The organism is Micromonospora sp. NPDC049171, from assembly GCF_040648275.1.
Lineage (GTDB): Bacteria > Actinomycetota > Actinomycetes > Mycobacteriales > Micromonosporaceae > Micromonospora.
In genome coordinates, this window is record NZ_JBEZDJ010000011.1 from 42,700 (window position 1) to 67,013 (window position 24,314).

28 protein-coding genes are annotated in these 24,314 nt (G+C 70.5%); 13 read left to right on the plus strand and 15 right to left on the minus strand.

Annotation, left to right across the window (positions count from 1 at the left end):
* Nucleotides 1-17 precede the first annotated feature (17 nt).
* Both AB0B14_RS15665 and AB0B14_RS15670 read right to left on the minus strand, forming a co-directional pair.
* Nucleotides 18-209, minus strand: a complete 192-nt coding sequence (locus AB0B14_RS15665) for a DUF397 domain-containing protein (RefSeq protein ID WP_357066450.1) — start codon at nucleotides 207-209, stop codon at nucleotides 18-20.
* Nucleotides 200-970: a helix-turn-helix transcriptional regulator gene (locus tag AB0B14_RS15670; RefSeq protein ID WP_357522899.1), complete on the minus strand. Its 771-nt coding sequence runs from the start codon at nucleotides 968-970 to the stop codon at nucleotides 200-202. The genes AB0B14_RS15665 and AB0B14_RS15670 overlap by 10 nt, the downstream gene beginning before the upstream one ends.
* A gap of 335 nt (nucleotides 971-1,305) precedes the next feature.
* On the opposite strand from AB0B14_RS15670, the gene AB0B14_RS15675 reads away from it, so the two are divergent.
* The 3 genes from AB0B14_RS15675 to AB0B14_RS15685 all read left to right on the plus strand — a co-directional run bounded on the left by AB0B14_RS15675 (nucleotide 1,306) and on the right by AB0B14_RS15685 (nucleotide 3,807).
* Nucleotides 1,306-1,602 (plus strand): hypothetical protein, encoded by a 297-nt coding sequence (locus tag AB0B14_RS15675; protein ID WP_357522829.1) that lies wholly within the window; start codon nucleotides 1,306-1,308, stop codon nucleotides 1,600-1,602.
* Nucleotides 1,602-1,847, plus strand: a complete 246-nt coding sequence (locus tag AB0B14_RS15680; RefSeq protein ID WP_357522830.1) for a flavin reductase — start codon at nucleotides 1,602-1,604, stop codon at nucleotides 1,845-1,847. Before AB0B14_RS15675 ends, AB0B14_RS15680 begins: the two co-directional genes overlap by 1 nt.
* A gap of 121 nt (nucleotides 1,848-1,968) precedes the next feature.
* The gene (locus AB0B14_RS15685; RefSeq protein ID WP_357066444.1) at nucleotides 1,969-3,807 is read left to right on the plus strand and encodes an NHL domain-containing thioredoxin family protein; all 1,839 of its coding nucleotides are present in this window, start codon (nucleotides 1,969-1,971) and stop codon (nucleotides 3,805-3,807) included.
* A gap of 35 nt (nucleotides 3,808-3,842) precedes the next feature.
* Here AB0B14_RS15685 and AB0B14_RS15690 read toward each other — a convergent pair whose 3' ends face one another.
* From AB0B14_RS15690 to AB0B14_RS15700, 3 genes are read right to left on the minus strand one after another with little or no spacing between them, the layout of a single operon-like run.
* Nucleotides 3,843-4,592, minus strand: coding sequence for a 5-oxoprolinase subunit PxpA (locus AB0B14_RS15690; RefSeq protein WP_357066442.1), 750 nt, complete (start codon nucleotides 4,590-4,592; stop codon nucleotides 3,843-3,845).
* The gene (locus AB0B14_RS15695) at nucleotides 4,576-5,439 is read right to left on the minus strand and encodes a biotin-dependent carboxyltransferase family protein (RefSeq protein ID WP_357522831.1); all 864 of its coding nucleotides are present in this window, start codon (nucleotides 5,437-5,439) and stop codon (nucleotides 4,576-4,578) included. Before AB0B14_RS15695 ends, AB0B14_RS15690 begins: the two co-directional genes overlap by 17 nt.
* Nucleotides 5,436-6,161 carry an allophanate hydrolase subunit 1 gene (locus AB0B14_RS15700; RefSeq protein WP_357522832.1) on the minus strand — a complete coding sequence of 242 codons (726 nt, stop codon included), beginning with the start codon at nucleotides 6,159-6,161 and terminating at the stop codon, nucleotides 5,436-5,438. Before AB0B14_RS15700 ends, AB0B14_RS15695 begins: the two co-directional genes overlap by 4 nt.
* 108 nt (nucleotides 6,162-6,269) lie before the next feature.
* Between AB0B14_RS15700 and AB0B14_RS15705 the strand changes: the two genes are divergently transcribed.
* On the plus strand, nucleotides 6,270-6,947 hold the full coding sequence (locus tag AB0B14_RS15705) for a hemolysin III family protein (protein ID WP_357522833.1): 678 nt from the start codon (nucleotides 6,270-6,272) through the stop codon (nucleotides 6,945-6,947).
* Between the two features lie 80 nt (nucleotides 6,948-7,027).
* Here the strand turns inward: AB0B14_RS15705 and AB0B14_RS15710 are convergent, their stop codons facing one another.
* Nucleotides 7,028-7,315, minus strand: a complete 288-nt coding sequence (locus tag AB0B14_RS15710) for a DUF6458 family protein (protein ID WP_357522834.1) — start codon at nucleotides 7,313-7,315, stop codon at nucleotides 7,028-7,030.
* Nucleotides 7,316-7,427: 112 nt separating this feature from the next.
* On the opposite strand from AB0B14_RS15710, the gene AB0B14_RS15715 reads away from it, so the two are divergent.
* Nucleotides 7,428-7,967, plus strand: a complete 540-nt coding sequence (locus tag AB0B14_RS15715) for a histidine phosphatase family protein (RefSeq protein ID WP_357522835.1) — start codon at nucleotides 7,428-7,430, stop codon at nucleotides 7,965-7,967.
* 44 nt (nucleotides 7,968-8,011) lie between these two features.
* Here AB0B14_RS15715 and AB0B14_RS15720 read toward each other — a convergent pair whose 3' ends face one another.
* From AB0B14_RS15720 to AB0B14_RS15735, 4 genes are all read right to left on the minus strand, one after another.
* Entirely contained in the window at nucleotides 8,012-8,281 is a 270-nt protein-coding gene (locus AB0B14_RS15720; protein ID WP_030487564.1) for a DUF6458 family protein, read from the minus strand.
* 437 nt (nucleotides 8,282-8,718) lie between these two features.
* Entirely contained in the window at nucleotides 8,719-10,575 is a 1,857-nt protein-coding gene (locus AB0B14_RS15725; RefSeq protein ID WP_357522900.1) for an acyl-CoA dehydrogenase, read from the minus strand.
* Nucleotides 10,576-10,703: 128 nt separating this feature from the next.
* Nucleotides 10,704-11,828, minus strand: a complete 1,125-nt coding sequence (locus AB0B14_RS15730; RefSeq protein WP_357066557.1) for a PP2C family protein-serine/threonine phosphatase — start codon at nucleotides 11,826-11,828, stop codon at nucleotides 10,704-10,706.
* A gap of 104 nt (nucleotides 11,829-11,932) precedes the next feature.
* Nucleotides 11,933-12,571 carry a septal ring lytic transglycosylase RlpA family protein gene (locus AB0B14_RS15735; RefSeq protein ID WP_357522836.1) on the minus strand — a complete coding sequence of 213 codons (639 nt, stop codon included), beginning with the start codon at nucleotides 12,569-12,571 and terminating at the stop codon, nucleotides 11,933-11,935.
* Between the two features lie 187 nt (nucleotides 12,572-12,758).
* On the opposite strand from AB0B14_RS15735, the gene AB0B14_RS15740 reads away from it, so the two are divergent.
* Nucleotides 12,759-13,310 (plus strand): phosphoribosyltransferase family protein, encoded by a 552-nt coding sequence (locus AB0B14_RS15740; RefSeq protein WP_357066427.1) that lies wholly within the window; start codon nucleotides 12,759-12,761, stop codon nucleotides 13,308-13,310.
* Nucleotides 13,311-13,359: 49 nt separating this feature from the next.
* A complete protein-coding gene (locus tag AB0B14_RS15745) occupies nucleotides 13,360-13,791 on the plus strand; it encodes an ASCH domain-containing protein (protein WP_357066425.1) in 432 nt (143 codons plus the stop codon).
* A gap of 10 nt (nucleotides 13,792-13,801) precedes the next feature.
* Here AB0B14_RS15745 and AB0B14_RS15750 read toward each other — a convergent pair whose 3' ends face one another.
* On the minus strand, nucleotides 13,802-14,683 hold the full coding sequence (locus AB0B14_RS15750; RefSeq protein WP_357066423.1) for an LLM class flavin-dependent oxidoreductase: 882 nt from the start codon (nucleotides 14,681-14,683) through the stop codon (nucleotides 13,802-13,804).
* Between the two features lie 193 nt (nucleotides 14,684-14,876).
* Here AB0B14_RS15750 and AB0B14_RS15755 point away from each other — a divergent pair, with 193 nt between their 5' ends.
* Both AB0B14_RS15755 and AB0B14_RS15760 read left to right on the plus strand, forming a co-directional pair.
* Nucleotides 14,877-15,581: a dihydrofolate reductase family protein gene (locus tag AB0B14_RS15755; RefSeq protein ID WP_357066421.1), complete on the plus strand. Its 705-nt coding sequence runs from the start codon at nucleotides 14,877-14,879 to the stop codon at nucleotides 15,579-15,581.
* 31 nt (nucleotides 15,582-15,612) lie between these two features.
* The gene (locus tag AB0B14_RS15760; RefSeq protein WP_357522837.1) at nucleotides 15,613-16,257 is read left to right on the plus strand and encodes a dihydrofolate reductase family protein; all 645 of its coding nucleotides are present in this window, start codon (nucleotides 15,613-15,615) and stop codon (nucleotides 16,255-16,257) included.
* Between the two features lie 14 nt (nucleotides 16,258-16,271).
* On the opposite strand, the gene AB0B14_RS15765 is transcribed toward AB0B14_RS15760, so the two are convergent.
* Nucleotides 16,272-16,616, minus strand: a complete 345-nt coding sequence (locus tag AB0B14_RS15765; protein WP_357066416.1) for a VOC family protein — start codon at nucleotides 16,614-16,616, stop codon at nucleotides 16,272-16,274.
* 151 nt (nucleotides 16,617-16,767) lie between these two features.
* Between AB0B14_RS15765 and AB0B14_RS15770 the strand changes: the two genes are divergently transcribed.
* Nucleotides 16,768-17,556 (plus strand): hypothetical protein, encoded by a 789-nt coding sequence (locus AB0B14_RS15770; protein ID WP_357522838.1) that lies wholly within the window; start codon nucleotides 16,768-16,770, stop codon nucleotides 17,554-17,556.
* Nucleotides 17,553-17,900: a transcriptional regulator gene (locus AB0B14_RS15775; protein ID WP_357066410.1), complete on the plus strand. Its 348-nt coding sequence runs from the start codon at nucleotides 17,553-17,555 to the stop codon at nucleotides 17,898-17,900. Before AB0B14_RS15770 ends, AB0B14_RS15775 begins: the two co-directional genes overlap by 4 nt.
* A gap of 58 nt (nucleotides 17,901-17,958) precedes the next feature.
* Here the strand turns inward: AB0B14_RS15775 and AB0B14_RS15780 are convergent, their stop codons facing one another.
* Nucleotides 17,959-18,768, minus strand: a complete 810-nt coding sequence (locus tag AB0B14_RS15780; RefSeq protein ID WP_357522839.1) for a hypothetical protein — start codon at nucleotides 18,766-18,768, stop codon at nucleotides 17,959-17,961.
* Complete coding sequence (locus tag AB0B14_RS15785; RefSeq protein ID WP_357522840.1) at nucleotides 18,765-19,352, minus strand: RNA polymerase sigma factor; 588 nt, start codon at nucleotides 19,350-19,352, stop codon at nucleotides 18,765-18,767. The genes AB0B14_RS15780 and AB0B14_RS15785 overlap by 4 nt, the downstream gene beginning before the upstream one ends.
* A gap of 137 nt (nucleotides 19,353-19,489) precedes the next feature.
* Between AB0B14_RS15785 and AB0B14_RS15790 the strand changes: the two genes are divergently transcribed.
* Together AB0B14_RS15790 and AB0B14_RS15795 are read left to right on the plus strand one after the other, a co-directional pair.
* Nucleotides 19,490-20,434, plus strand: a complete 945-nt coding sequence (locus tag AB0B14_RS15790; RefSeq protein WP_357066400.1) for an ATP-binding cassette domain-containing protein — start codon at nucleotides 19,490-19,492, stop codon at nucleotides 20,432-20,434.
* Nucleotides 20,431-21,180, plus strand: coding sequence for an ABC transporter permease (locus AB0B14_RS15795; RefSeq protein WP_357066398.1), 750 nt, complete (start codon nucleotides 20,431-20,433; stop codon nucleotides 21,178-21,180). The genes AB0B14_RS15790 and AB0B14_RS15795 overlap by 4 nt, the downstream gene beginning before the upstream one ends.
* On the opposite strand, the gene AB0B14_RS15800 is transcribed toward AB0B14_RS15795, so the two are convergent.
* Nucleotides 21,164-24,301: a BTAD domain-containing putative transcriptional regulator gene (locus AB0B14_RS15800; protein WP_357522841.1), complete on the minus strand. Its 3,138-nt coding sequence runs from the start codon at nucleotides 24,299-24,301 to the stop codon at nucleotides 21,164-21,166. The two genes, AB0B14_RS15795 and AB0B14_RS15800, sit on opposite strands and share 17 nt — an antisense overlap.
* Nucleotides 24,302-24,314: the final 13 nt, after the last annotated feature.

Consider the following 24,314-nt stretch of genomic DNA (forward strand, 5'->3'; position numbering starts at 1 on the left):
CGTGCGCCTGGAGTCGGTTACGACCGCTCGGCGACCTGGCCGACGAACGCGACCCACGCGGCCGGGGGGAAGGTCAGCGCCGGACCAGACGGGTCCTTCGAGTCGCGCACCGCGACGACACCTGGAAGATTGTCGGCAACCTCAACACAGTCGCCGCCGTTGGCGCTGCTGCGGGTGCTCTTGCGCCACCGCGCGTCGGTCAGGTCCATGTTTCCGCCACTTCCCTTATGAGTGTGATCGACTGCCCATGAGATAGTGCCGCACCGCGAACGTTCTCCCATGCTGCCATGAGGAGGACCAGATCCGCCGGCTCGGACGCCACCTGGCCGTGAAGTTGGGTGTCGAGGTAGCCCGCGGTTCGGTTATCGGCGCTGCTAGCGATGACAAACGGTCCCGACAGCCCAGCGTACGCCCCTGCGGAAGAGGGCACCACGTGCACGCGGACGTGAGGCAAGTGCTCGGTTTCGGCAAGCGACTCCAACTGCTCTCGCATCACCTCGGGTCCACCTACCGAGCGCCGCAGCACCCCCTCGTCTATGACTGCCGTTAGCCATGGCGGGCCGTTCCCCGCGAGCACCGATTGACGGGCCATCCGAGCGGCCACCAGCCGCTCCACGTCGTCCGGGGTGTGCTGTCCAGCGGAGCTGAACAGTGCCCGCGCGTATCGCTCCGTCTGGAGCAGGCCGGGCAGGACGAGCGGTTGGTAGGAGCGCAACGAGTGCGCCTCGCGTTCGAGCGCTTCCCACGGCCGAAACCATACGAGGTCACGGTATCGGCGCTTTGTGTCCGGCCATATGTCTGACACTGCACACCCGAGTGCCCCGGCGGCAGCGGTCCGATGTGCCTGGTGCGGGATACGCCCCTCGCGCAGCCAGCGGTCGGTGGTCTTGGGGTCCACGCCGATGCGTTCAGCCAGCGATTCTGTTGTGAGACCAGACTTCTGTAACGCCACTCTCAGCGCGCCATTCACCACGACACCTCCCGGCACAGTAGACATCTGGACACCATAGTGACACGCGGTGATGTTGTCGTCGCAATGATGGCACGTTGGGCATAGATGGCGCGGCCGGTGGATAGCGAACTCGGCGGTCGTGTTCGCAAGCGGGGTCGCTCCCGGTGGGCGAGCACTCACGGGAGCGGCCCCTTCCAGCGGCAGTAGGAGGAGACTGTGCCGGACGACCCGAGACCCCAGCCGAATCCCAGGCTGGGAAAGCCGCTGATGGCCTGGCCGCCACGAACCATCGTTCCGGTCGGGCTGGTCCCGGTCCCGCCGGTGGAGCGGCGCAACCGCGTCCCGGCCAGTCGGTGGGTGTCGAGATGATGGGGGAGATGAAGGCCGGCGACTTGGTCCGACTGACCACCGCGGCGAGCGTGCAGTTTCTTCGCCCGATCAATGTGCGGGTGATCCGCGAGTTCCCCGAGCGATACACCTACGAAGGGTGGGTCTGGATCGAGGCCTACGAGCTGGACGCCGCCGGTGACGCGGTGGCCCGGCGAGAGCTGTTCGTGATGCGCGGTGGGGTGCAGGTCCTAGCGCAGGCCGCACGCACCGCCAGCGAGCCCCGTCGTCCGATTCGACGCGCCCCAGTGAGGGTCGGCTGATGGTGAGACTTGAGGACCACCTCCCGATCAGGCCCTCCTGGCGCTGCCCTGCCTGCGGCATTCTCTGGCCCTGCTCGGCCGCGAAGCTGCGCCTCCTCGGCGAGTATCGCAACGATCGGCCGGGGCTGTTGGTGCACCTGACGAAGGTCCAGGAGGAGGCGGCTGCCGACCTGGCCAAACTCAACCCGGGCACCGTGCTTCCCGACCTGACGCCCCGCTTCGTCGGGTGGGCCGAGGCCCGTTAGCCCCGTCGACCGCCTGAGGTTCGCACGCGACGGCTCCCCGCAACCCGTCCGGAAAGCGTCTCGGCGGCCTGTCGTCCGGGTCACGGCGGCGGGGGGCGGGGCGCGTGGCAGGCTGAGAGGCATGGGAACGACAGCGCGCGTACGTGCGCCCGAACTGCGGGGCCGCCAGTGGCTCAACACGGGCGGACGGAATCTGACCTTGCAGGACCTTCGCGGCAAGATCGTGATCGCGGACTTTTGGACGTTCTGCTGTATCAACTGCCTGCACGTGCTCGACGAGCTGCGCCCGCTGGAGGAGAAGTACGGCGACGTGCTCGTCGTGATCGGCGTGCACTCGCCGAAGTTCGAGCACGAGAAGGACGCTGACGCGCTCGTCGCCGCCGTCGAGCGGTACGGGGTGCACCACCCCGTACTCGACGATCCCGAGATGGACATGTGGCAGCAGTACGCGGCCCGGGCCTGGCCGACCCTGTCGGTGATCGACCCGGAGGGTTACGTGGTGGCCACCATGGCGGGCGAGGGTCATGCCGAAGGGCTGGCCCGCCTGGTCGACGAGCTGATCGCCACCCACGAGGCCAAGGGCACCCTGCACCGGGGTGACGGCCCGTACGTTCCGCCGCCGGCCCCGGAGACGGCGCTGCGCTTCCCCGGTAAGGCGGTGCTGCTGCCGACCGGGAACCTGCTGGTCTCGGACTCGGCCCGGCACTCCCTGGTCGAGGTGGCCCCGGACGGCGAGACGCCGGTACGCCGGATCGGCTCGGGCGAGCGGGGCCGGGCCGACGGGTCGGGTGCCGAGGCGACGTTCTCCGAGCCGCAGGGGGTGTGCCTGCTGCCCACGCACGTCGCCGAGGTGGCCGGGTACGACCTGGTGGTGGCCGACACGGTCAACCACCTGCTGCGCGGCGTACGGCTGGAGTCCGGCGAGGTGGTCACCGTGGCCGGCAGCGGCCGGCAGTGGCGCGCCGAGGTCGACGACCACGCGCATGACGCGCTCGCCGTGGATCTCTCCTCCCCGTGGGACCTGGCCTGGTACGACGACAAGCTGATCATCGCGATGGCCGGCATCCACCAGCTCTGGTGGTTCGACCCGATCAAGCGGACCGCCGGCATGTACGCCGGCACCACCGTCGAGGCGCTGCGGGACGGCCCGCTGGCCGAGGCGTGGATGGCGCAGCCGTCGGGGCTGTCCGTCTCCACCGACGGCGCCCGGCTCTGGATCGCCGACAGCGAGACCAGCTCCCTCCGGTACGTCGAGAACGGTGTGCTGGGCACCGCCGTCGGGCAGGGCCTGTTCGACTTCGGGCACGTGGACGGTCCGGCGGAGTCGGCACTCCTGCAACACCCGTTGGGTGTGTGCGCGCTGCCGGACGGTTCGGTGCTGATCGCGGACACGTACAACGGTGCGGTTCGCCGCTTCGACCCGGCGACCAACCAGGTCTCCACCGTCGCCGACGGGTTGGCGGAGCCGAGCGACCTGGTGCTCACCCCGGCCGGTGAGGTGCTGGTGGTGGAGTCCGCCGCGCACCGGCTGACCCGGCTCGCCCCGGGTGCCCTGTCGGCGGCAGGTGCCAGCACTGTCGACGGGCCCCGGCACCGCACCGAGCGCAAGCCCACAGATGTGGCGGCCGGTGAGGTCACCCTGGACATCGTCTTCACCCCTGCGCCGGGGCAGAAGCTGGACGAGACGTTCGGGCCGTCGACCCGGCTGGTGGTCTCCGCGTCTCCGCCGGAGCTGCTGGTCGACGGTGCCGGCACGGGCACCGAGCTGTCCCGTCGGCTGGTGCTCAACGCCGAGGTCACCGCCGGGGTGTTGCAGGTGACCGCCCAGGCGGCGACCTGCGACGCGGACGTCGAACACGCGGCCTGCCACCTGACCCGGCAGGACTGGGGCGTACCGGTGCGGGTCGTCGACGGCGCCGTGACCCGACTGCCGCTGGTGCTGCGCGGCCTGGACGCCTGAGGTGATCGGAGGGGCCCCGGTGGGCCCCTCCGATCTCAGGCGAACGGGGCCAGGGTGATGTCGGCGTCGATCAGGCTGGCGCGGACCAGCTCGGCGGCGGAGACCGCGCCCGGGGTGTCGCCGTGGACGCAGATCGAGTCGACCGAGCAGGGGATGACGGTGCCGTCGACAGCCACCACGCTGCGTTCGGTGGCCATCCGCGCGGCCCGTTCGGCCACCTGCTCCGGGTCGGTGATCACCGCGCCGGGGGTGCCGCGCGGCACCAGTGCCCCGTTGGGCAGGTAGGCACGGTCGGCGAAGGCCTCCGCGACCACCGGCAGACCCGCGCCGACGGCGAGTTGGGCGAGCGTCGAGCCGGGTAGGCAGAGGATGGGCAGCTCGGGGTCGTAGCCACTGACCGCGGCGACCACCGCCGCCGCCTGGGATTCGTCGGTGCTGGCCGCGTGGTAGAGCGCGCCGTGCGGCTTGAGGTAGCGCACCCGGGTGCCGAACAGCCGGCAGAACGCGTCCAGTGCCCCCAACTGGTAGGTCACCTCGTCGCGTAGCTCGGCGAAGTCGTACGCGATGTGCCGCCGGCCGAAGCCGGCCAGGTCCCGGTAGCCGACCTGCGCGCCCACGGCGACCCCGCGCCGCGCGGCGCCCTCGCAGACCCGTCGCATGGTGGACGGGTCACCGCCGTGGAAACCGCAGGCGACGTTGGCGGAGGTGACGAGGCTCAGCAGCGCCTCGTCGTCGCCGAGTCGCCAGATGCCGAATCCCTCGCCCAGGTCAGCGTTGAGGTCCATGGAATCTGACGGTAGTCCCTGGCCGGGCCTGCGCGAGCGGGGTCACGTCGGTGACCACCCCGATGACGGGGTATCCGCCAGTCGTCGGATGATCGGCGAGGAAGATCAGGGGTTGTCCGTCCGCCGGCACCTGCACCGCGCCGAGCACGATGCCCTCGCTGGGCAGTTCGCCGGCCACCGCGCGGGGCAGCGGCGCGCCGGCGAGCCGCGCGCCGACCCGGTTGCTCACCGGGCTGACGGTGTACGCGGTGCCGAACAGCCGGTCGAACGCGGCCGGCGTGAACCAGTCCTCGCGCGGGCCGAGGCGCAGCACCAGGTGCAACTCCGGTGGGGGCGAGGGGCAGACGGTCAGGTCCACCGGCGCGGGTGCACCGCACGGCTCACCGAGCGGCAGCAGATCGCCGTCGCGCAGCGCAGGCGGGCCGAGCCCGGACAGGGTGTCGGTGGCCCGACTGCCGAGCACCGGCGACACGTCGACGCCGCCCGCCACCGCCAACCAACTCCGTACGCCCCGTCGGGCGGGACCGATCCGCAACACCGTCCCCGCCGGCACGCTGAGTGGACGCCCAACGTCACCGGGCCGGTCGCCCGCCTGGACCGGCACCTCGGCACCGGTGACCGCCACCGTGGTGGCCCTGGTCAGCCGCAGTGTGCAGCCGGACAGGGTGATCTCCAGGCCGGCGGCGTGCTCCGGATTGCCGACCAGCCGGTTGGCCAAGCGCAGAGCCGCCGGGTCGAGGGCACCGGACCGGGGTACGCCCAGGTGCGCCCAGCCGGGCCGCCCCAGATCCTGCACGGTCGTCAACGCGCCGGCGCGGAGCACCTCGACAGCGGCCGAGCGGGTCACGCTGCCGCCATCCGGACCAGGGTGCCCGGGGCGAGCCGGGCCGGCGGATCGGCGGACACGTCGAAGAGGACCAACTCGGTCCGGCCGACCAGCAACCAGCCGCCGGGAGATGCGCTCGGGTAGATGCCGGCGTACGGCCCGGCCAGCGCGACCGACCCGGCCGGCACCCGGGGGCGAGGAGTGGCCAGCCGGGGCAGCGCCAACTCGGCGGGCAGCCCGGTCAGGTAGGGAAACCCGGGGGCGAAACCGCAGAACGCGACCCGGAACCGGGTGCTGGTCAGCCGACGCAGCACCGCTGGCACGGTCACGCCCCAGTGCTCGGCCACCGCCGGCAGGTCCGGCCCGTCGAACTCGACCAGAACGACCACCTCCGCGTTGTCGCCGTGGTCGTCTACGCCGTGGTCGTCTAGGGCGCGTTCGTCTACGGCGGCGGGGCGGTCGGCGGCACGGTCGGCGGCGGCGGCGCTGGGACGGGCGGGGGTGGCGTTCGCGACCTCGGGCGCCCACTGGGTGAGCTGCTTGGTCGTGACGGCCGGGTCGGGCAGGCCGTCGAGCAGGACGGTGCTGGCCGCTGGCACGATCTCGACGGCGAGCAGTTCGCCCCGCTCGCGACGCCGCCACAACTCGGCCCGCCAGGCTTCGACAAGCGCGGCTTCGGGCACGTCGGCGGGGGCGGTGCAGTCGAGGAGCAGGGCGTGCGCCCCGACGGGTCGGATCCGCATCCGTTCATCCTCGCCGATGTGGTGCCGAATACGGAGTTCACGATGACGGTGCCGGGTGTCACCAACGCCACTACTTACAAGTAACCTACGGTGCCGTAGCCTGGCTGCGTGAGCACCTCCGCCCCGCTGCGCCTGAAGCCGGTCGACATCGGTAAGCCCCGAATGCGCGGCTGGCTTCACACGTACGCCTTCTTCGTCGCCCTGGTCTGCGGCGTCGTGCTCTGCTCGATCGCCGCCACCCGTCCGGGATGGGCACCCCTGGTCGGCTGCCTGATCTACAGCCTCACGGTGTGCGGGCTCTTCGGCACGAGCGCGCTCTACCACCGTCGCGTGTGGTCAGAGCGCGGCTACCAGGTGATGCGCCGGATGGACCACTCGATGATCTTCGTGTTCATCGCCGGGACGTACACACCGCTCTGCCTGCTGCTGCTCGCGCCCCGGCCGGCCACCGTGATGCTGGCCCTGGTCTGGGGTGGCGCACTGGCCGGCGTGGCCCTCAAGGTGGTCTGGCCGCACGTGCCGCGCTGGGTGTCCGCGCCGCTCTACCTGGCGCTGGGCTGGGTGGCGGTGGCCATGCTGCCGGAGATCCTGCACGGCGGCGGTGTCGCGGCGCTGGTGCTGCTGATCGCCGGTGGCGCCATCTACAGCGCGGGAGCGGTCTTCTACGCGCTGCGCCGGCCCAATCCGTGGCCGACAGTCTTCGGTCACCACGAGTTCTTCCACGCCTGCACGCTGCTGGCGGCGCTCTGCCACCACATCGCGATCTACTTCGCGCTGCTCGCCTGAGCTTGGGCGGGTCGCCGCCGGGCCAGCACGCGAGCCGGGGCCCCGCCACGCTGCGGGGCCCCGGAGTTCGCGGGCGAGGGTCAGACCGGACGGCCCGGTCGACGCACCTCGCGGTACTCCTGCACAACCTGGTCGTCCTGGACCGGCACGACCCGGTCCGCCACCACGCGCTGCTCGCGGACCGGCGCGGCGGCCACCGGGCGGCGGCGGCTGTTCCAGAAGTAGAGGGTCGTGATCAGGCCGGCCACACCGGCCAACATCAGCACCCAGCCGACCACGGACAGGTCCAGCCAGCCCAGGTCGGCTTCCACGGCGAATGCGAGGATCGCGCCCAACGCGATCAAGAAGATGCTGCCACCAATGCCCATGTCTCGCTCCTCGGCTCTAACCTGGCGTACGACGCGCCGCGGCCGTCGGTGGGGGTGCGGCATCCATTGACTTACCCCGGCACGGAGATCGCCAATCGGGCAAGCTGAGGGCATGACGGACACCGACCCCGAGATCCGGACACTGGTGTTGCTGCGGCACGCGAAGGCCGAGCAGGGCGACGACGCGGCAGACGATGCCCAGCGCCCGCTCAGCGCACGCGGGGAGGCGGATTCGGCAGCGGCTGGCGCCTGGCTGGCGCACCACGGGTTGCTGCCCGACGTGGTGATCTGCTCGACGGCCAGACGCACCCGGCAGACCTGGCACGGGGTGGCGATGGGGATGACCGGTACGCCGCCGGAGGGCGGCCCGACCGGTCCTCGCCCGACGGTTCGTTACGAGCCCGGCGCGTACGACGCGCATCCCGAGGAGTTGTTGGCGCTGGTCCGCACGGTCGACCCGGCGGCCCGCACGGCGCTGCTGATCGCCCACAATCCGGGCATCTCGCTGCTCTCGGCCCTCCTCGACCCGGAGGGTGCGCCAGATGACGGTCTGCGGACCGCCGAGGTGGCGGTGCACCGTGGCCGGTTCGCCTGGGCGGAGTTGGCTCGGGCGGGTGCGCCGATCACGGCACGGCACACCGCACGCGACTGAGCCACCCGTCGATCACGACGGGTGGCTCAGGGGTACGTGCCGGCTCAGGACGGCGGCGCGGTTGGCGGCGGTGGGTCTGGCGGCGGCGGCATCATCGCCGTCGGATGGGAGAGCCGGTTCTCCTCCACGATGAGGGTCCGGGCCCGCTTGCGGCGGTCCTGCCAGAACCAGACAGTGGTCAGCAGTACGGCCAGCCCGGCCAGGATGAACACCCAGCCGACCGCCCGCACGTCGATCCACCAGACGTTGGCCCTCAGTGCGAAGGTCAGGATCGCGCCGATCGCGATGAGAAAAATGCCGCTTCCTACACCCATGTGCGCTGCACTCCCCCGTGCGGTGGCTCTGGGCGTTCCCTTTCGAGGTCACGCGACGGTTACCCGCCACGCCGCCGGCATACCCGGCCAGCCTTGCCGAATACCTGCCCGCCCTCGCCGCGTGCGGGGCTGGCCCACCTCTCCGCCATCCTTTGCTCTGCACCCGCGGAGGCACCAGCTACGGACCGTGAGTGTCGCCTCCGCGGGTGCAGAGCAAAGGAGCCGCAAGGGGGGTGTGGTGGGCGGGAACCGGGCGGCCCGGGGAGGGGAAGCGTGGCCGGCGTGGCCAGCACCACGTCGCGGGTGGCCGGCAGCCCACGGAGGGGGCGACCCACCCATTCCCGGGCGCGGCGACGGCCGGCGGGGCAGATGCCCCACCGGCCGTCGATGTCGGTGCCGCGTGCTGCGACGCGACCCGGGAACGTCAGGCGTGCCGGCTAGAAGGCCTCCTCCGGGAGGTCCATGATGTCGAGGTCGGCGCCCTCGATGATCCGCCGGTCGGCGCCGATGCGGGGCAGCACCTCGCGGGCGAAGAAGCGGGCGGCGGCCACCTTGCCGGTGTAGAACGCCTTGTCGCTGGCGGAGACCTCGCCGGCCAGCGCCTTCAACGCCACGTCGGCCTGCCTCTGGAGCAGCCAGCCGACGATCAGGTCGCCGGTCGCGAGCAGGAACCGACGGCTGCTCAGCCCGACCTTGTAGAGCGCCCGGGTGTCACCGCCCTGCGCCTCGCCCAGCCAGCCGGTCAGCACACCGAGGATGTTCTGGATCTCGGCCAGCGCCTTGCCGAGCGCCTGCCGCTCCTCCTTGAGCTGACCGTTGCCGGCCTCGGAGGAGATGAACTCCTGGATCTCACCGGCGACCGCCATCAGCGCCTTGCCGTTGTCCCGAACGATCTTGCGAAAGATCAGGTCCAGGCTCTGGATGGCGGTGGTGCCCTCGTACAGGGTGTCGATCTTCGCGTCGCGGACGTACTGCTCCAGCGGGTAGTCCTGAAGGAACCCGGAGCCGCCGAAGGTCTGCAGGGCCTCGTGGCCGAGCATCTCGTACGCCCGCTCCGAACCGACGCCCTTGACCAGCGGCAACAGCAGGTCGTTGACCCGCTTGGCCAGCTTGGTGGCCTTCTCGTCGCCGGCAGCCTCGGCGATCGCGACCTTGTCCTGCCAGGTGGCGGTGTAGAGAACAAGGGCACGAAGACCCTCGGCGTACGACTTCTGCAGCAACAGCGAGCGGCGCACGTCCGGGTGGTGGGTGATGGTGACCCGTGGGGCGGTCTTGTCCGCCTGCTGGATCAGGTCGGCGCCCTGCACCCGGCTCTTCGCGTACTCCAGGGCGTTGAGATAGCCGGTGGAGAGGGTGGCGATGGCCTTGGTGCCGACCAGCATCCGGGCGTACTCGATGATCATGAACATCTGCCGGATGCCGTCGTGCTTGTCGCCGAGCAGCCAGCCCTTGGCCGGTACGCCGTGCTCGCCGAAGGTCAGCTCGCAGGTGTTGGAGACCTTCAGGCCCATCTTGTGCTCGACGTTCGTGGTGTAGACGCCGTTGCGCTCGCCCAGCTCACCGGTGGTCTCGTCGAAGTGGAACTTCGGCACCACGAAGAGCGACAAGCCCTTGGTGCCCGGGCCGCCGACGCCCTCCACGCCCACCGGGCGGGCCAGCACGTAGTGCACGATGTTGTCGCTCAGGTCGTGCTCGCCCGAGGTGATGAAGCGCTTCACGCCCTCGATGTGCCACGAGCCGTCCGGTTGCTGGGTGGCACGGGCGCGGCCGGCACCGACATCCGAGCCGGCGTCCGGCTCGGTGAGCACCATGGTGGAGCCCCACTGCTTGTCGATGAAGAGCTTGGCCCACGTCTTCTGCCGCTCGGTGCCCTCGACGTGCAGCACGTGCGCGAAGGACGGGCCGGAGGCGTACATCCAGATGGGGGCGTTCGAGCCGAGCACCAGCTCGGCGAGGGCCCACCAGAGGGCGCGCGGCGCGTTGGTGCCGCCCAGCGCCGGTGGGAGGTCGAGCCGCCAGAACTCGGAGTCCATGAATGCCTGGTAGGACTTCTTGAACGACGCCGGCAGCGGCGCGGTGTGCGTGGCCGGGTCGAACACCGGCGGGTTGCGGTCACTGTCGGTGTAGCTGGCGGCCAGGTCCTCGCGCGCGAGGCGGTCCAGCTCGGCGAGGAAGCTGCGGGCGGTGTCGACGTCGAGGTCCGAGTATGGCTCCTGGCCGAACGACCGGTCGGCACCGAAGACCTCGAACAGGTTGAACTCAAGGTCCCGCAGGTTGCTCTTGTAGTGGGTCATGCTCACTGGCCCCGCTTCCGGACAGGTGTTACCGATCAGTAACCCCGACTGTATTACTCGCGGGTAGGCAGCGACAAGCGGATCACCCAAGTGACGGCGATTACACACAAGCCCGTAACAGAGCCCGATCAGCTCTCGGTGGCACCGACCTCCCAGCTCGGGACGGCCGCCGCCGCGCCGGTCCGGGCACCGACGTACTCCATCAGGACCAGGGCGATGTCGTCGTCGAGCCGGCCGTGGACCCACTCGATCAGGGCGGTCTCCAGCGAGGCCAGCCCGTCGGCGACCGTGCCGTGGCCGAGCAGTCGCCAGGCGCGGTCGGCGGTGGGGAAGAACTCGCCGTCGCGCCGCGCCTCGCCGAGGCCGTCGGTGAACAGCAGCAGCCGGTCGCCCGGCTCCAGGCGCTCGACCCGGGGGCGGACCACCGGCATGAAGCCCAGCGGCGGCGCCGGTGCCGGCGGCTCCAGCGGGATCACCGCGCCCCGGCGCAGCAGCAGCGGCGACGGGTGGCCGCAGTTGACGATGGTGAGCGTGCCGCCGCGCTCCTCGACCAGTGCCGCGGTCACGAAGTCCTCGTCGCCGACGTTGCGGGCCACCGCGCGGTCCAGGTCGGCGACGACGGCACGCAGGTCGGCCCGCTCGTACGCCACGTGTCGGTAGGAGCCGAGAACGATGCTGGCCAGCCGAACGGCGTCCAGGCCCTTGCCGCGCACGTCACCAATGATCATGCGTACGCCGTAGGGCGTGTCGATCGCCTCGTACAGGTCGCCACCGATCTCGGCCGTGGCGGTGGAGGAGATGTAGCGGCCCGCGACCGAGAGCGTGCCGACCTGCGGCCCGAGCGGACGCAGCACCGCCTGCTGGGCCACCGAGGCGAGCTTGGTCAGCTCGACGATCTGCTCCGTCTGCCGTTGCCGAAGCGACGCCATCACCACCGCCAGTCCGGTGGCGACCGCGACCGTGACAACGTTGACCGGGGTGATCAGCGACGCCTCCGGCTCGGCCAGGGCGAAGCCGGCCCCGGTCAGGGTCGCCACGACCCCCACCCCCAGCACCACCGGCCAGGACGCCAGGGCTGCGGCCAGCAACGGTACGGCCGACAACAGCGCGACGTAGTGCGCGAAACGGCCGTCCGCCGCCTCCGCTGCCGACACGATCGCGAGCAGGACAAGGGCCGCGCCGAGGCCGGCGCGGGATCCGGGGCTCAGCGGGCGACGGCCCGACTGGAGGAGTCGCGTGGGTACGACTGACAGTTTGCCTGATCGAAGTGAACCAGTGAATGAACCTGACCCGTCGTCCAGGAAGGTTCTGTCCGGCCGGCCCGGTCGAGCGTCCGAATCGGCGCGACCCGACCCGGTCAGCCGAGCACCTCGTAGCGGACGGTGAGCGCGCCCACGTCGACCGAGGCGATGCTGGCGAACGCGGCCCGGGAGAGGTCGAGGCAGCGGCCGTCGATGAACGGGCCGCGGTCGTTGATCCGCACCACGACCGACTTGCCGTTGGCCGGGTTGGTCACCCGGACCTTGGTGTTGAACGGCAGCGTCTTGTGCGCGGCGGTCAGCGCGTCCGGGTTGAACGACTCACCGTTGGCGGTGAGCTGCCCGTCGGAGTAGAACGAGGCGCCACACGAGCCGCTCTCCAGCACCTTCGGGGCGGCCGTGGTCTTCTTCGCGGTGGGCTTCGGCTTCGGCTTCGGCGGCGCGGTACGGGTCTTGCCCCGGGAGGCGGCCTGCTGCGACCGGATGGCCGACGGACTGGCGGACACACTCGGCGAGGCGCTGGCAGACGGGGAGACGGCCGGGGAGCTGGGGGTGAGGCTGCTCGCGGCCGTGGTCGGGGTGAGGTCGAGGGCCGTCTGCCCCGACTGGGCGGAGCCGGAGGTCAGCTGAACGGCACCGAACGTGCCCCCGACCGCGAGGGCGACGCCGACCGCCGCGGTGGCCACGATGCCCGCCGGAGAGGAGAAGATGCGGGTACGGGAGTGCTTGGCTGCCACCGGCCCGGTCCTTTCGTCGTCTGAACAAACCGGGTCGGACCGTAACGAGAGAAGCACTTCCGACGTCAACGTGATCATTGTGGTATGCCCGTATTTGCACTGGTACGTGTAGCCGATCATCCGACCCAGGGTGGGCCGGCCGGCTCGGGTGCCGACACGCCGACCACGGGTGCCGCAGGATGAGCGGATGCCCGCTGAGCTGACCGAACGCCTGGCCACCCTGTTTCGGTGGATCGACCCCGGACCGGACACCAGTCACCTGGTCAGCGACATCTCCGGCTGGTGGCGGGACCCGGCGGTGCTGGCCGAGCTGGGACCGGCCCTGGTCGCGCCGTACCGGGCCGCCCGACCGACGGTGGTGCTCGCCCCGGCGGTCACCGGGTTGCTGCTCGGTCCGTTGGCCGCGACCGCCCTCGGGGTCGGCTTCGTGGCCGCCCACAAACCCGGCGACGGGCGGTTGCCGGCCGGCCCGCTCACCTGGGCGCAGAGTCCACCGGACTATCGGGGGCGGCGGGTCGACCTGGCGGTACGCGACCGGCACCTCGGCCCCGGCGACCGGGTCCTGGTGGTGGACGACTGGGTGCGTACCGGCGCTCAACTCCACGCTCTGTACGACATCTGCGCGGCGCGCGGCGCAGAGGTGCTGGGCACCGCCGTGGTGGCGGTCGACTGCCCACCGGAGGTCGCGGCCGATCTGCGGATCACCGGCCTGCTCAACGCGGCGGATCTGCCAGCGTGACGGCGTATTGCGGCGGCGGTGTGGGTCGCGCTGGCCTAGCCTCGGCAGGATGTGGCCTCGGATCGGTGGACTGCGCACCCTCGCCCTCGGCACCCCAGGTGAGCTGCGGGCGACCCTCAACACCCTCGTACTCGCCGGAGTGAAGACCGCGACGGCCGGGCGGCTCGCCTACTACGCGGAGGAGGGCGAGGAGTTGGAGCAGGTCGGGGAACGGCTGGCCCTGGTCGACGACGACGACGCGCTGGCCGGTGTCGTGGAGATCACCGGAGTCGAGGTGGTCCGCTTCGCGGACGTGCCGTGGGACTTCGCCCGCGCCGAGGGCGAGGGGGACCGCTCGATCGAGGAGTGGCGGGCTGGTCACTCGTCCTACTGGGCGCGGCTCGGCACCCCGGTCGACGGCGACACCCCGATCGTCTGCCTCCGCCTACGGTTGGTCTCCGGCGGCGAGGGCGGCGTGGCCAGCGGCGACCTGGGCACCTGACGCCGGCAGCTCAGCCGCGCAGTTCCGGGAGCAGTCGGGTCGCCACGTCCACCAGGACGGCCTCGTCGCCGGCGTACCAGCTGCTGGCCCGCGGCCAGTGCGTCACCACGTCGGTGAAGCCCAGGTCGGCGGCCCGGCCGACCTGATCGGCGAAGAACTGCGCGCTGCTGAGCGAGAAGACAGGTGCGGCGTCCAGGGAGAGATAGCGGTCCAGAGTGGCCGGGTCGCGGCCGGCCTCGTCCAACGTCCGGTCCATCCGCGCGGACAGCGCGGTCACGCTGTCCCACCAGCCGGCCAGGTCGTTGTCGTCACCGGTGCCGGTGGTCACCCAGCCCTGGCCGAAGCGGGCCACCAGCCGCATCGACCGTGGCCCGTTGGCGGCTACCACGAACGGCACCCGGGGTTGCTGCACGCAGCCGGGGTTGTTGCGGGCGTCCACCGCGGCGAACCAGTCACCACGCCAGGTGGTGCCGTCCTCGCGCAGGATCAGATCCAGCAGTTCGACGAACTCGGCGAACCGGTCCACCCGCTGGCGCGGCGGCAGCGTCTCGCCGCCCAGCACCGCCGAGTCGAAACCGATGCCGCCCGCGCCCAGGCCGAGCAGCAGCCGACCGGCGGAGACGTCGTCCACCGTGGTGATCTGCCGGGTGAACGCGGCCGGGTGCCGGAAGTTCGGCGACGCGACGAGGGTGCCCAGCCGGATGCGGGAGGTCACCGTGGCGGCGGCGGTCAGCGTGCCCATCGAGTCGAACCACGGGCCGTCGACGAGGTCCCGCCAGCCCAGGTGGTCGTACGTCCAGGCGTGGTCGAAGCCCCACTCGTCGACCTGCCGCCAGCGCTGCTGCGACTCCGCCCAACGCTGGTCCGGCAAAATCACGATGCCAATCCGCATGATCGCCAGCCTAGTCGCGTCCGAGTGGCCCTCGGCACCTCGCCAGAACAGGCAGCCCAGGGGCTGAATCCAGATATCGATGCGGAAGTGACGCGCGTCACACCATGGTCCGGTAGGGCGACCCCGATCGGCTCCGACCCCTTGGCGAGCAACGCCCCCTCCGGGGTGTGACCAAGGAGAGGATCCACACGAGATGACGAAGGTGACCGCACAGCTGTCGGTGTCGGTGGACGGCTTCTACGCCGGCCCACGGTTCGACGGGCACGGCAACTGGATGGACTCGGCGGAGAGCGCCGCGTTCTTCCGGGTCACCCGCTGGGCGACCGAGGCGTCGGCGTGGCGCGAACGACAGGGCTTCGCCGGTGGTGAGCAGGACGCCAACTCCGAGGTCATCGCCGAGTCGTTCGGGGCCGCCGGCGCGTACGTGATGGGACGCCGGATGGCCGACGGCGGTGAGGTGCCGTGGGGCGACGAGCCGCCGTTTCGCGCGCCGGTCTTCGTCGTCACCCACCGCCCCCGCCAGCCGTTGCTGCGGGGAGGAGGCACCAGCTTCACCTTCGTCACCGATGGCGTGGCCAGCGCCGTCGAGCAGGCGCGCGCCGCAGCCGGCGGCAAGGACGTCGCTGTCGCCGGGGGAGGCAGCCTGGTGCGGCAGGTGCTCAAGGCCGGCCTGCTCGACGAGTTGGAGCTGCACGTCGTACCCGTCGTGCTCGGCACCGGTCTCCGGCTGTTCGACGCGGACCTCGACCTCGGCGAGAGGGAGGCGATCGAGCTGACGCCGACCCGGTTCATCCACACACCGCAGGTCACCCACATCCGGTACGCGGTGCGCGGTCGGGCCCCGCTCGTGCTCGACGACCGGGGCAGCGGCGGTGGCCCGACGGTGACCACGAACTGAATCCACCCGGTAAACCTGAGAGGAGAAAGCCATGCCACAACTACTGCGGGTGCAGTGCTTCAACGTGTCGCGGGACGGGTTCGGCACCGGCGTGGGGCAGAGCCTGGAACGGCCCTTCGGTCACGCGGACCCCACCCCGCTGTTCTCCTGGCGGGCCGCCACCGCCAGCTTCGTGTATCGCACCGAGCCGGGCGGCACTCGCGGCCTGGACGACTACCTGACCCGCGACGCCGAGTGCAACATCGGCGCGGAGATCATGGGTCGCAACAAGTTCGGCCCCCAGCGTGGCCCCTGGGAAAACCACGACTGGCAGGGTTGGTGGGGCGACAATCCGCCGTTCCACACGCCGGTCTTCGTGCTCACCCACCACGTGCGCCCGTCGTTCAGCCTGTCCGACACCACGTTTCACTTCCGCGATGTCAGCCCGGCCGACGCCCTGGCCGAGGCGAAGCAGGCAGCCGACGGTCGGGACGTACGCCTCGGTGGTGGGGTCGCCACCATCCGCGAGTTCATCGAGGCCGACCTGGTCGACACGATGCACATCGCCGTCGCGCCCGTCGACCTCGACCGGGGCGAGCGGTTGTGGGACAGCCCGGACGAACTGCTCGACCGTTTCCACAGTGAGTCGGTGCCCAGCCCCAGCGGAGTCACCCACCTGCTGTTCTGGCGACGCTGACGGGACGCCGACCACTAGGGCAGGCGGGACAGCACCAGCATGCGGTTGCCGTCGGGGTCGGTGACCCGGGCGGACCGCTCACCCCACGGTTGGTCGACCGGCTCCTCGGTGACCGTCGCACCGGCCGAGCGCAGAGCGTGCACGGCGGCGTCGCAGTCGTCGGCGTAGACGCACAGCTCCCAGCGGTGCGCGGCGGTCGGCTCGCCGGCTTCCGGGTTGGCGGCCAGCCCGAGTTCGCCGTTGCCCAACCGGAGTGCGACGAACTCCGGCTCACCCTCCTGCGGGAACCGGTAGGTCAACTCGAAGCCGACCACGTCCCGGTAGAACCCGATCAGTCGTGGCAGGTCAGGTGTCGTCACGATCGGAAAGGCTTCGGTGAACACGGACCACCTCCACGCCGGACCCTAGCCGCGCCACGGCTCCGGTGGAACTACCACCGTCGATACGGCGCGCCCCACTGTTCGCCCGACCCTCTTGCGCAAAATGATTTGCAATGCAAACCTATTGGCAGTGCAGGAGATCCCGAGCAGGCTGGAGGCCACCGTGTCGGAACAACGGAGCACCGCGCCAGACGACAGAGACACCCCCGGAGAACTCCTCGCGTCGGTGGCCGCGCTTCGGCGGCGTACCCGGGTCGCCCGGCACGCCTACTGGTTGCCACTCCTGCTGTTCGGTCTCCTGGTGGTGGCGGCGGGACCCCTGTACGTGGAGTCGGCCGACCCCCTCGCCATGCGCGCCACACAGGGCAATTCCGCGCTGACCGGCCTCGGTGGGGACTTCCTCGAACGCTCGGCGGCCCTCGGGTGGTACTGGCTGGTGGCGCTCATCGGCGGCTACCTGCTGACCCTCGGCTGGTACCGGTGGCGTGGCGCGCGGGTGGGCGTGCAGACACCGACCCGGACGTACGTCATCGCCGGCATCGTCGGCACGCTGGTCGGCCTCGTCCTGCCGATCGTGCTGCGGTTCCTCCTGCTCAACTCGGCGACCGCGGTGTCGAGCGCGACAAGCTGGCTGACCACACCGCTGTTGGGCGTCTCTGATCGCGGCATGTTTCCGCACCTGGTCATCGCGGTGGGTCTGCTGGTCCTGGCCCGACTGGAACGCAGTCGCGGCCTGGCGGCCGTCGCCGTGGGCTACGCCGCAGCGGTCGTCCTCGTGAACGTCTACTTCCAGACCGCGAACTTCGAGCCGGGCGACCTGAGCCGACACAGTTTCCTGCTGGCGGCCCTACTGCCTGCGCCGATCCTGCTCGTCGGTGGCATCATCGCTCTTTTCACCACCGGTAAGAGGTCGACATGAGCACCGGCACCGGCCCCGGCGGGCACCCGACGAACGGGCTCAGCGACACCGTCCACCAGCGCAACCGGCTCGGCATCCTCACCATCGCCGCCGAGGCCGAGCGGGTGGAGGTCGCCTACCTCCGCGACGCACTCGAACTCACCGCCGGCAACCTCTCCCGACACCTCGCCGTGCTGGAGGAGGCCGAGCTGATCCAGATCGACCGGGGCTACCACGGCCGCAGACCCAAGACCTGGATCAGGATCACCGAGCAGGGGCAGGCCGCACTGGCTGCCGAGATCAACGCCCTACGGGAACTGCTCCGCCGCCACCAGGAGTTGGGCGGCGCTCCGCCGGCGCGCTGAGATCGACCTGCTGATCCCGGTGAACGCCCGACAGGACGCGGGCGTTCACCGGGCTCGCCTATCGCCCCCAGGGCTCGGCGGGTCGGCAGTCAGCTCCCGGCTCGCCGTAGACGACGGTGCCGGCCGAGTCCACGTAACAGTGATCGAACTCGTGCGACGAACCGAACAGCAGTCGGCGGCCAATCTCCACGCCGGCGGAGTCAAAGCTGACCAACTCGGCGTCCCTGGTGACATTGGCATCATCGGTGAGCAGGCCGAACACCCCGTTCACCAACCGCGCCGTGGTCGTGTGGCCGTCTCCGTGTTCGAGCACCAGCCGGTGCACGCGAGCGCTGACCCGGCCGGTCACCCCGACGTCGCCTCCGTCGGCTTCGGTCGACATGAGCAGGAGCCGCTGGACCGGGCCAGGCAACCAAGCCCGTTGCGGCCAGACGCGTTCACCTGTGGCACCCCCACTGATCTCCTCACCCGGCCGCATCGTGACCTCGCAGGTGAAATATCCGGTGTCCGTGATGAACAGCACCAGGCCGCGGTGGTCCTGCTCGGCGGCCACGGCCACATCGTCAACCGACAGTGGAAGCCGCTCCATCTGCGTGTTCCACTTCAGGCACCGCTCCACCGCCTGGTGCAGCGTCGGTGACAGTTCACTCGAACCCATCGCCAGGTGCCGCACCTCCCCGTCGTTCGGCACCATCGCCACGCCGGCCACCACCGCCGCAGCCGTCGCCACGGTGGCCATTCCGAGTCGTACGGCCGTGCGGCGCCGGAGCCGAGGCCGGCGGATCGACGTCATCAGGTCCGCTCGCATTCGCGCCGCCTCACCGGGCGGCAGTTCACGCTCGGCAGGCGTGTCGAGAATGTCCCTCATCGCTCTTCCTCCTGCTTGTTGCCATCGGTAACCATCCGTGCCAGCCGAGCCCGTGCGCGGCTCACGCGCGAACGGAGCGCGCCTTCGCTGATGCCGAGCACCGTCGCCGCCTCGCCGTACGGCACGCCGGACCACAGACACAGGGCCACCGCCTCCCGCTCCGCGCGAGGTAGTCGGCGGACCACCGCCAAGATCTTCTTCATCTGCCGCTCGTCATCGAGCCGCGCGACGATGTCGCCGGCCGGGTCCGCGTCCGCCTCCCGCTCCGGTGGCAACCTCCGCAGGGCTGTCCACCACCGCCGGGCCGAACGCCACTCGGTGCGTGTCGTATTGGTGGCGACCACCAGCAGCCACGGCAACACCAACCCGTCCACCAGGACCGCCGCTTCGCCGCGCCTACGCCACGCGACCAGGAAGGTCGCCTGCGTCACGTCCTCGGCGAGCGCCCAGGAGCCGGTGAGCCGGAACACGTGGTTGTAGACCGCCTTGGCGTACCTGTCGAAAAGCCGGGCGAAGGCGACCTCGTCACCGGCTGCGATTGTCGACCACAGGTCTTGGTCAGACGGTTGTATCTGGCTCGTCACACCTGACTATTGCCGGTCGGGGCGAATCTGTTGCAGTCCTGCCCGAAGTCGGGGCGGGAACGAGGTGGGACACCGTGTCAGTGGCCGTGTCACCGTCGCGTCAGGGCGGTGACAGGCCGGCCGCCGATGGTAGCTGCATGACGAGTTCAGCGATTGCAGTCTCCGGGCTGCGAAAGGCCTACAAGGACAGGGTCGTGCTCGACGGCATCGATCTGGATGTCCCCGCGGGCACGATCTTCTCCCTGCTCGGCCCGAACGGGGCGGGCAAGACGACGACAGTGAACGTGCTGACCACACTGGTGAAGGCCGACGGCGGGACCGTACGCATCGCCGGACACGACGCCGTCACCCAGGCCAAGGCGGTACGCGCGGCGATCGGGGTCACCGGTCAGTTCGCGGCCGTGGACGAGCTGCTGACCGGACGCGAGAACCTGCAGCTGATGGTGGACCTGAGCCAGGTGCCCGCCAAGGACGGCCGAAGGGTCGTCGCGGAGCTGCTGGAGCGGTTCGAGCTGACGGAGTCCGCGCAGAAGCCGGTGTCGACCTATTCCGGTGGCATGCGCCGCAAGCTGGACCTGGCGATGACGCTCGTCGGCGAGCCGCGGATCATCTTCCTCGACGAGCCGACGACGGGCCTGGATCCGCGCAGCCGCCGCACGATGTGGTCGATCATCCGGGACCTGGTGGCCGACGGCGTGACGATCTTCCTCACCACCCAGTACCTCGAGGAAGCCGACCAGCTCGCCGACCGGATCGCCGTCCTCGACCAGGGGCGTGTCGTCGCCCAGGGCACGCCCGACGAGCTCAAGCGCCAGATCCCCGGCACCCACGTCCGGCTCCGCTTCACCACCGTCGCCGAACTCGACGCCGCCGCCCGGGTGCTCGACGGCTCCACCCGGGACGACGAGGCACTGGCGCTGCGGGTTCCCGGTGACGGCGGAACCGCCTCGTTGCGGGCCCTGCTGGACCGACTCGACGAGTACGCGATCACCGCCGAGGGGTTCTCCGTACAGACGCCGGACCTCGATGACGTCTTCCTCGCCCTGACGGGCACCCGCACCCCGGAGGTTTCCGCGAAATGAGCGCCAAGTCCCATTCGATCGTCATGCTGCGTCGCAACTTCACGCACCTCACCCGGAACCCGACCTCGGTGTTCAACGCGGTCCTGATGCCGATCGTGATCATGTTGATGTTCGTGTACATGTTCGGCGACGCCTTCAACGTCGGCGTCGACTACATCGACTACGCCACTCCGGGACTGATGCTGTTGGCGGTCTGCTACGGCCTCGGGGCCACCGCGACGGCGGTGAACTCCGACATGACGAAGGGCATCATCAACCGGTTCAAAGTCATGCACGTCTCCCGAGGCGCGGTGCTGACCGGTCACGTCGTCGCCAGCGTACTGACCAACCTGGTCGCCATCGCGGCCCTGGTCGGGGTGGCCTTCCTACTCGGATTCAGTCCGTCGGCGAGCCTCCTCGGCTGGCTCGGCGTGATCGGCATCATCGTGCTGCTCGGCTTCGCCGCCGGCTGGCTCACGGTCGCCCTGGGGCTCTCGGCGAAGTCTCCGGAAACGGCGGGGCTGGCTTCCGTACCGCTGGTCATGCTGCCGTTCTTCAGCAGCGCGATCGTGCCGGCGGACAAGATGGGCCCTGGGCTGCGGGAGTTCGCGGAATACCAGCCCTTCACACCGATCATCGAAACTCTGCGCGGGTTCCTCAACGGAACGCCGTCCGCCGGTGACGTGATCCCCGCCCTCGCCTGGTGCGTCGGAATCGCTCTCGTCGGATACCTGTGGGCACGTTCCACGTTCACGAAGCGAGCGTGACCGCGACCAACCGGCTCCAGTCCGTCCGACTGCCTTCTCGCGCCGCCTCTGCGAATCTCACTTCGCCGAGGCGGCGCCGTACTTCCTGCTCGATCCGAGCCACGTCCGGCTGGGAAAGATCCTGCCGTCCGCGCACACCGGTGCTCGCGGCGAGCAGCCGCGCGGCCAGCTCATGCTGGTCCCGGCGCAGCGCCAGATCCGCGACTCCGACGAGCACCCGCGCGATCGACGGGGCGTGCCCCGTCGTCGCCGCCGCCTCGCAGGCCAGGGAATGGTGTCTGCCCGCCGCACCGAGATCTTCCGCGACATAACCGAGCAGGTCGTGGGTCACGACGCGGATGTACGGCTGCGTCGCCTCGTCGCGCAACAGGGTCGTCGCGACACCAACCTGGTGGGCCACCTCTTCGGCGTGACCGCGCCAGCGAGCGAGTTCCGCCTGGGACAGGGCCAACACGGCCAACGCACCCGGCCACGTGACCCGCGCCGCGCACCGCCGCGCCTCGGCCATGGCCGCCGCGCTGGACTCCTCGTCGCCAAGCAACCAGTACAGCTGAGCCTGCCGGGACCGCATCCGGATGACGTCCTCGACGGTGCCGACCTCGGTGACGACCGCAGCCGCCTCCTCGTAGTGCTCGCACGCACGGGCGAACTCACCGCGTACGGCGATCAGCTCCGCCAGCTCGGTAAGGGCGAACGAGATCCCGAACCGTTCGCCGAGTGCCCGGAACTCGGCGAGCGCCGCCACGAGATGTGCTTCCACGTCCCGACCGTCCTGGCCGAAAATGATCCGCATCTTGCCCAGTTGCAACCGGGCCAGTGCGCGTACCCAGGGATCCTCGTCGTCCAGCAGCGGTTCCCACGCCTGCAGGATCGCGTCCGGATCTCGCAGCATGCGTTCCAGCGGGACGACGAGCGCCATCCCCGGGTGGCTGGCGTGACTGCGTTGGCTGAACTCGTACGCCTTGTGGATCCACTCCGCCGCCTGGTGCTCGTCGCCCGGTCCCGAGTTCACGAAGAGCACGACGAGCGCGTACACCGTGGCCCGGATCTCGTCGCTGACCTCACCAGGCGTCTCAGTGGCCGCCGTGATCAACTCCATGCCTTCGGTCCGGTGGCCACCGAGCCACCAGTACCACCCGGCACCTGCGGCCAGCCGCATGGCCGCGTGCGCTTCGCCTGCGGCGAGGGCACCGCGCATCGCGGACCCGATGTTGTCATGTTCAACTTCGAGAGTGGCGAGCCATTTCACCTGGTCCGCGCGGCGAAGCTGCGGCTCCGCGGTCGCGGTCAGTTCGATGAAGTACGTCAGATGCGCGTGGCGCGCCAGGTCCGATTCTCCCGCCTTAAGGAGGCGATGCGCGGCGTACTCCTTGATCGTGCCGAGCATCCGGTAGCGCGGGGCCTCATCGCCCTCGGCGACCACCAGCGACTTCTCGGCCAGCGCGGTGACCAACTCGAGCACATCCTCCGGCTCGACCTCGTCGCCGGCACAGACCCGTTCGGCCGCTTCGAGGCTCGCCCCGCCCGAGAACACCGAGAGCCGGCGCAGGACCGCCCGTTCCGCGTCGCTCAGCAGCTCCCAACTCCAGTCGACCACCGCGCGCAACGTTCGGTGCCGGGGCAACGCGGTACGGCTGCCGCCGGTCAGGAGGCGGAACCGATCGTCGAGCCGCCTGGCGAGCTGGTCGATGGACATCGTGCGCAACCTGGCGGCGGCCAGCTCGATCGCCAGCGGCATTCCGTCCAGCGCCCGACAGATCCGCGCCATCGTCGACAACGTGGAGGCGTCGACCGCCAGATCCCTGCGCACCGCGCCCGCTCGGTCGCGCAGCAACCGGACAGCGGGAGAGGTCTCGATCTCGTTGGGATCGGCATCGACGTCCGGCAGGGCCAGCGGCGCGACCGGCCAGAGCGCCTCGCCGGTGATGCCGAGCGGTTCCCTGCTCGTCGCGATGATCCGCAGTCGCCGACACTCCCCGAGCAGCCGGTCCGCGAGCACCGCCGCCGACTCGATCACGTGCTCACAGTTGTCCAGGATCAGCAACGCCTCCCGCTCGCGGATCGCGGCGACGAGCCGGTCGATCAACTCCATGCTCGGTGGCTCGCCGAGCAGCGCGTCCCGGAGTCCGAGCCCTGCGAGCGTCGCCTGCACCACGTCACCGTCCGCGCCGATGGCGGCGAACTCGACGAGCCAGGCGCCGTCCGGCAGGTTGTCGAGCATTCTGCGCGCGGTTTCCGTGGCCAGCCGGGTCTTCCCGGAGCCACCCGGGCCGATCAGGGTCGTGAGTCGGTGTTCGGCGACGAGCGCGCCGACCTCGGCGACGGCCTCGTCCTTGCCGATGAAGCTGCTCAGTTCGGCACGAAGGTTGGTCTTCCGGTTCTCCTCGCGCCGTTGCACCTCACCCCGCAGGAGCGCGACGTGCAACGCCGAGAGTTCCGGCGAGGGGTCGACACCCAGCGCGTCGGCCAGGGCCGCACTCGTGCGCTGATACACGAGCAGCGCCTCGTTGTCCCGGCCGCTCGCGCCGAGGGCCCGCATCAACGCGAGAGCCAGCCGTTCCCGTACCGGGTACGCGGCCACCAGGTCGGTCAGCTCCGCGACCAGCTCCGGACCAGGGCCGAGGCCGACCTCCACGTCGAAGCGATCCTCCTGGGCGGTCAGACGCAGCCTGTCGAACCGGGTGACCGCCGCGTCGAGCGCCGCGCTGTCGACCAGACCGACGTCCTGCATCGCCGCACCACGCCACAGGTCGAGGGCCTCACGCAGCCGCTGTCCCCGCTGCTGGCCCTCGTCATCGCGGGCCAGGCCGACGAGACGTTCGAACCGTACGGCGTCCACGTCGTCGGGTTCGACAATCAACCGGTAGCCGTCCGGCTGTCCCTCGATCGATCCCTCCGGCAGCGCCTTCCGCAGCCGGGAAACCAGGCGGTGCAGGGCGTTTGCCGCATCGGAGGGCGGATGTTCACCCCAGATCCAGTCGACGAGGGTCCCCTTCGGGACCACTCGACCCGGGTTGAGCGCGAGGGCGGTCAGCAGCCCGCGCAGCCGCGCGCCCGGCACATCGATGACGGTGCCGACGTCCGTGCGAACCTCGACTGGACCAAGCATCCTGACCTGCACCTGGCAGATCCTG

Bases quoted from the DNA above. Each gene is read 5' to 3' on its own strand.
- AB0B14_RS15760 (WP_357522837.1), top strand. From the start codon at position 15,613: ATGCCACAACTACTGCGGGTGCAGTGCTTCAACGTGTCGCGGGACGGG.
- AB0B14_RS15740 (WP_357066427.1), top strand. From the start codon at position 12,759: ATGCCCGCTGAGCTGACCGAACGCCTGGCCACCCTGTTTCGGTGGATC.
- AB0B14_RS15715 (WP_357522835.1), top strand. From the start codon at position 7,428: ATGACGGACACCGACCCCGAGATCCGGACACTGGTGTTGCTGCGGCAC.
- AB0B14_RS15755 (WP_357066421.1), top strand. From the start codon at position 14,877: ATGACGAAGGTGACCGCACAGCTGTCGGTGTCGGTGGACGGCTTCTAC.
- AB0B14_RS15680 (WP_357522830.1), top strand. From the start codon at position 1,602: ATGGTGAGACTTGAGGACCACCTCCCGATCAGGCCCTCCTGGCGCTGC.
- AB0B14_RS15780 (WP_357522839.1), bottom strand. From the start codon at position 18,768: ATGAGGGACATTCTCGACACGCCTGCCGAGCGTGAACTGCCGCCCGGT.
- AB0B14_RS15720 (WP_030487564.1), bottom strand. From the start codon at position 8,281: ATGGGTGTAGGAAGCGGCATTTTTCTCATCGCGATCGGCGCGATCCTG.
- AB0B14_RS15725 (WP_357522900.1), bottom strand. From the start codon at position 10,575: ATGACCCACTACAAGAGCAACCTGCGGGACCTTGAGTTCAACCTGTTC.
- AB0B14_RS15665 (WP_357066450.1), bottom strand. From the start codon at position 209: ATGGACCTGACCGACGCGCGGTGGCGCAAGAGCACCCGCAGCAGCGCC.
- AB0B14_RS15685 (WP_357066444.1), top strand. From the start codon at position 1,969: ATGGGAACGACAGCGCGCGTACGTGCGCCCGAACTGCGGGGCCGCCAG.
- AB0B14_RS15775 (WP_357066410.1), top strand. From the start codon at position 17,553: ATGAGCACCGGCACCGGCCCCGGCGGGCACCCGACGAACGGGCTCAGC.
- AB0B14_RS15795 (WP_357066398.1), top strand. From the start codon at position 20,431: ATGAGCGCCAAGTCCCATTCGATCGTCATGCTGCGTCGCAACTTCACG.
- AB0B14_RS15750 (WP_357066423.1), bottom strand. From the start codon at position 14,683: ATGCGGATTGGCATCGTGATTTTGCCGGACCAGCGTTGGGCGGAGTCG.
- AB0B14_RS15700 (WP_357522832.1), bottom strand. From the start codon at position 6,161: ATGCGGATCCGACCCGTCGGGGCGCACGCCCTGCTCCTCGACTGCACC.
- AB0B14_RS15710 (WP_357522834.1), bottom strand. From the start codon at position 7,315: ATGGGCATTGGTGGCAGCATCTTCTTGATCGCGTTGGGCGCGATCCTC.
- AB0B14_RS15745 (WP_357066425.1), top strand. From the start codon at position 13,360: ATGTGGCCTCGGATCGGTGGACTGCGCACCCTCGCCCTCGGCACCCCA.
- AB0B14_RS15790 (WP_357066400.1), top strand. From the start codon at position 19,490: ATGACGAGTTCAGCGATTGCAGTCTCCGGGCTGCGAAAGGCCTACAAG.
- AB0B14_RS15690 (WP_357066442.1), bottom strand. From the start codon at position 4,592: ATGGACCTCAACGCTGACCTGGGCGAGGGATTCGGCATCTGGCGACTC.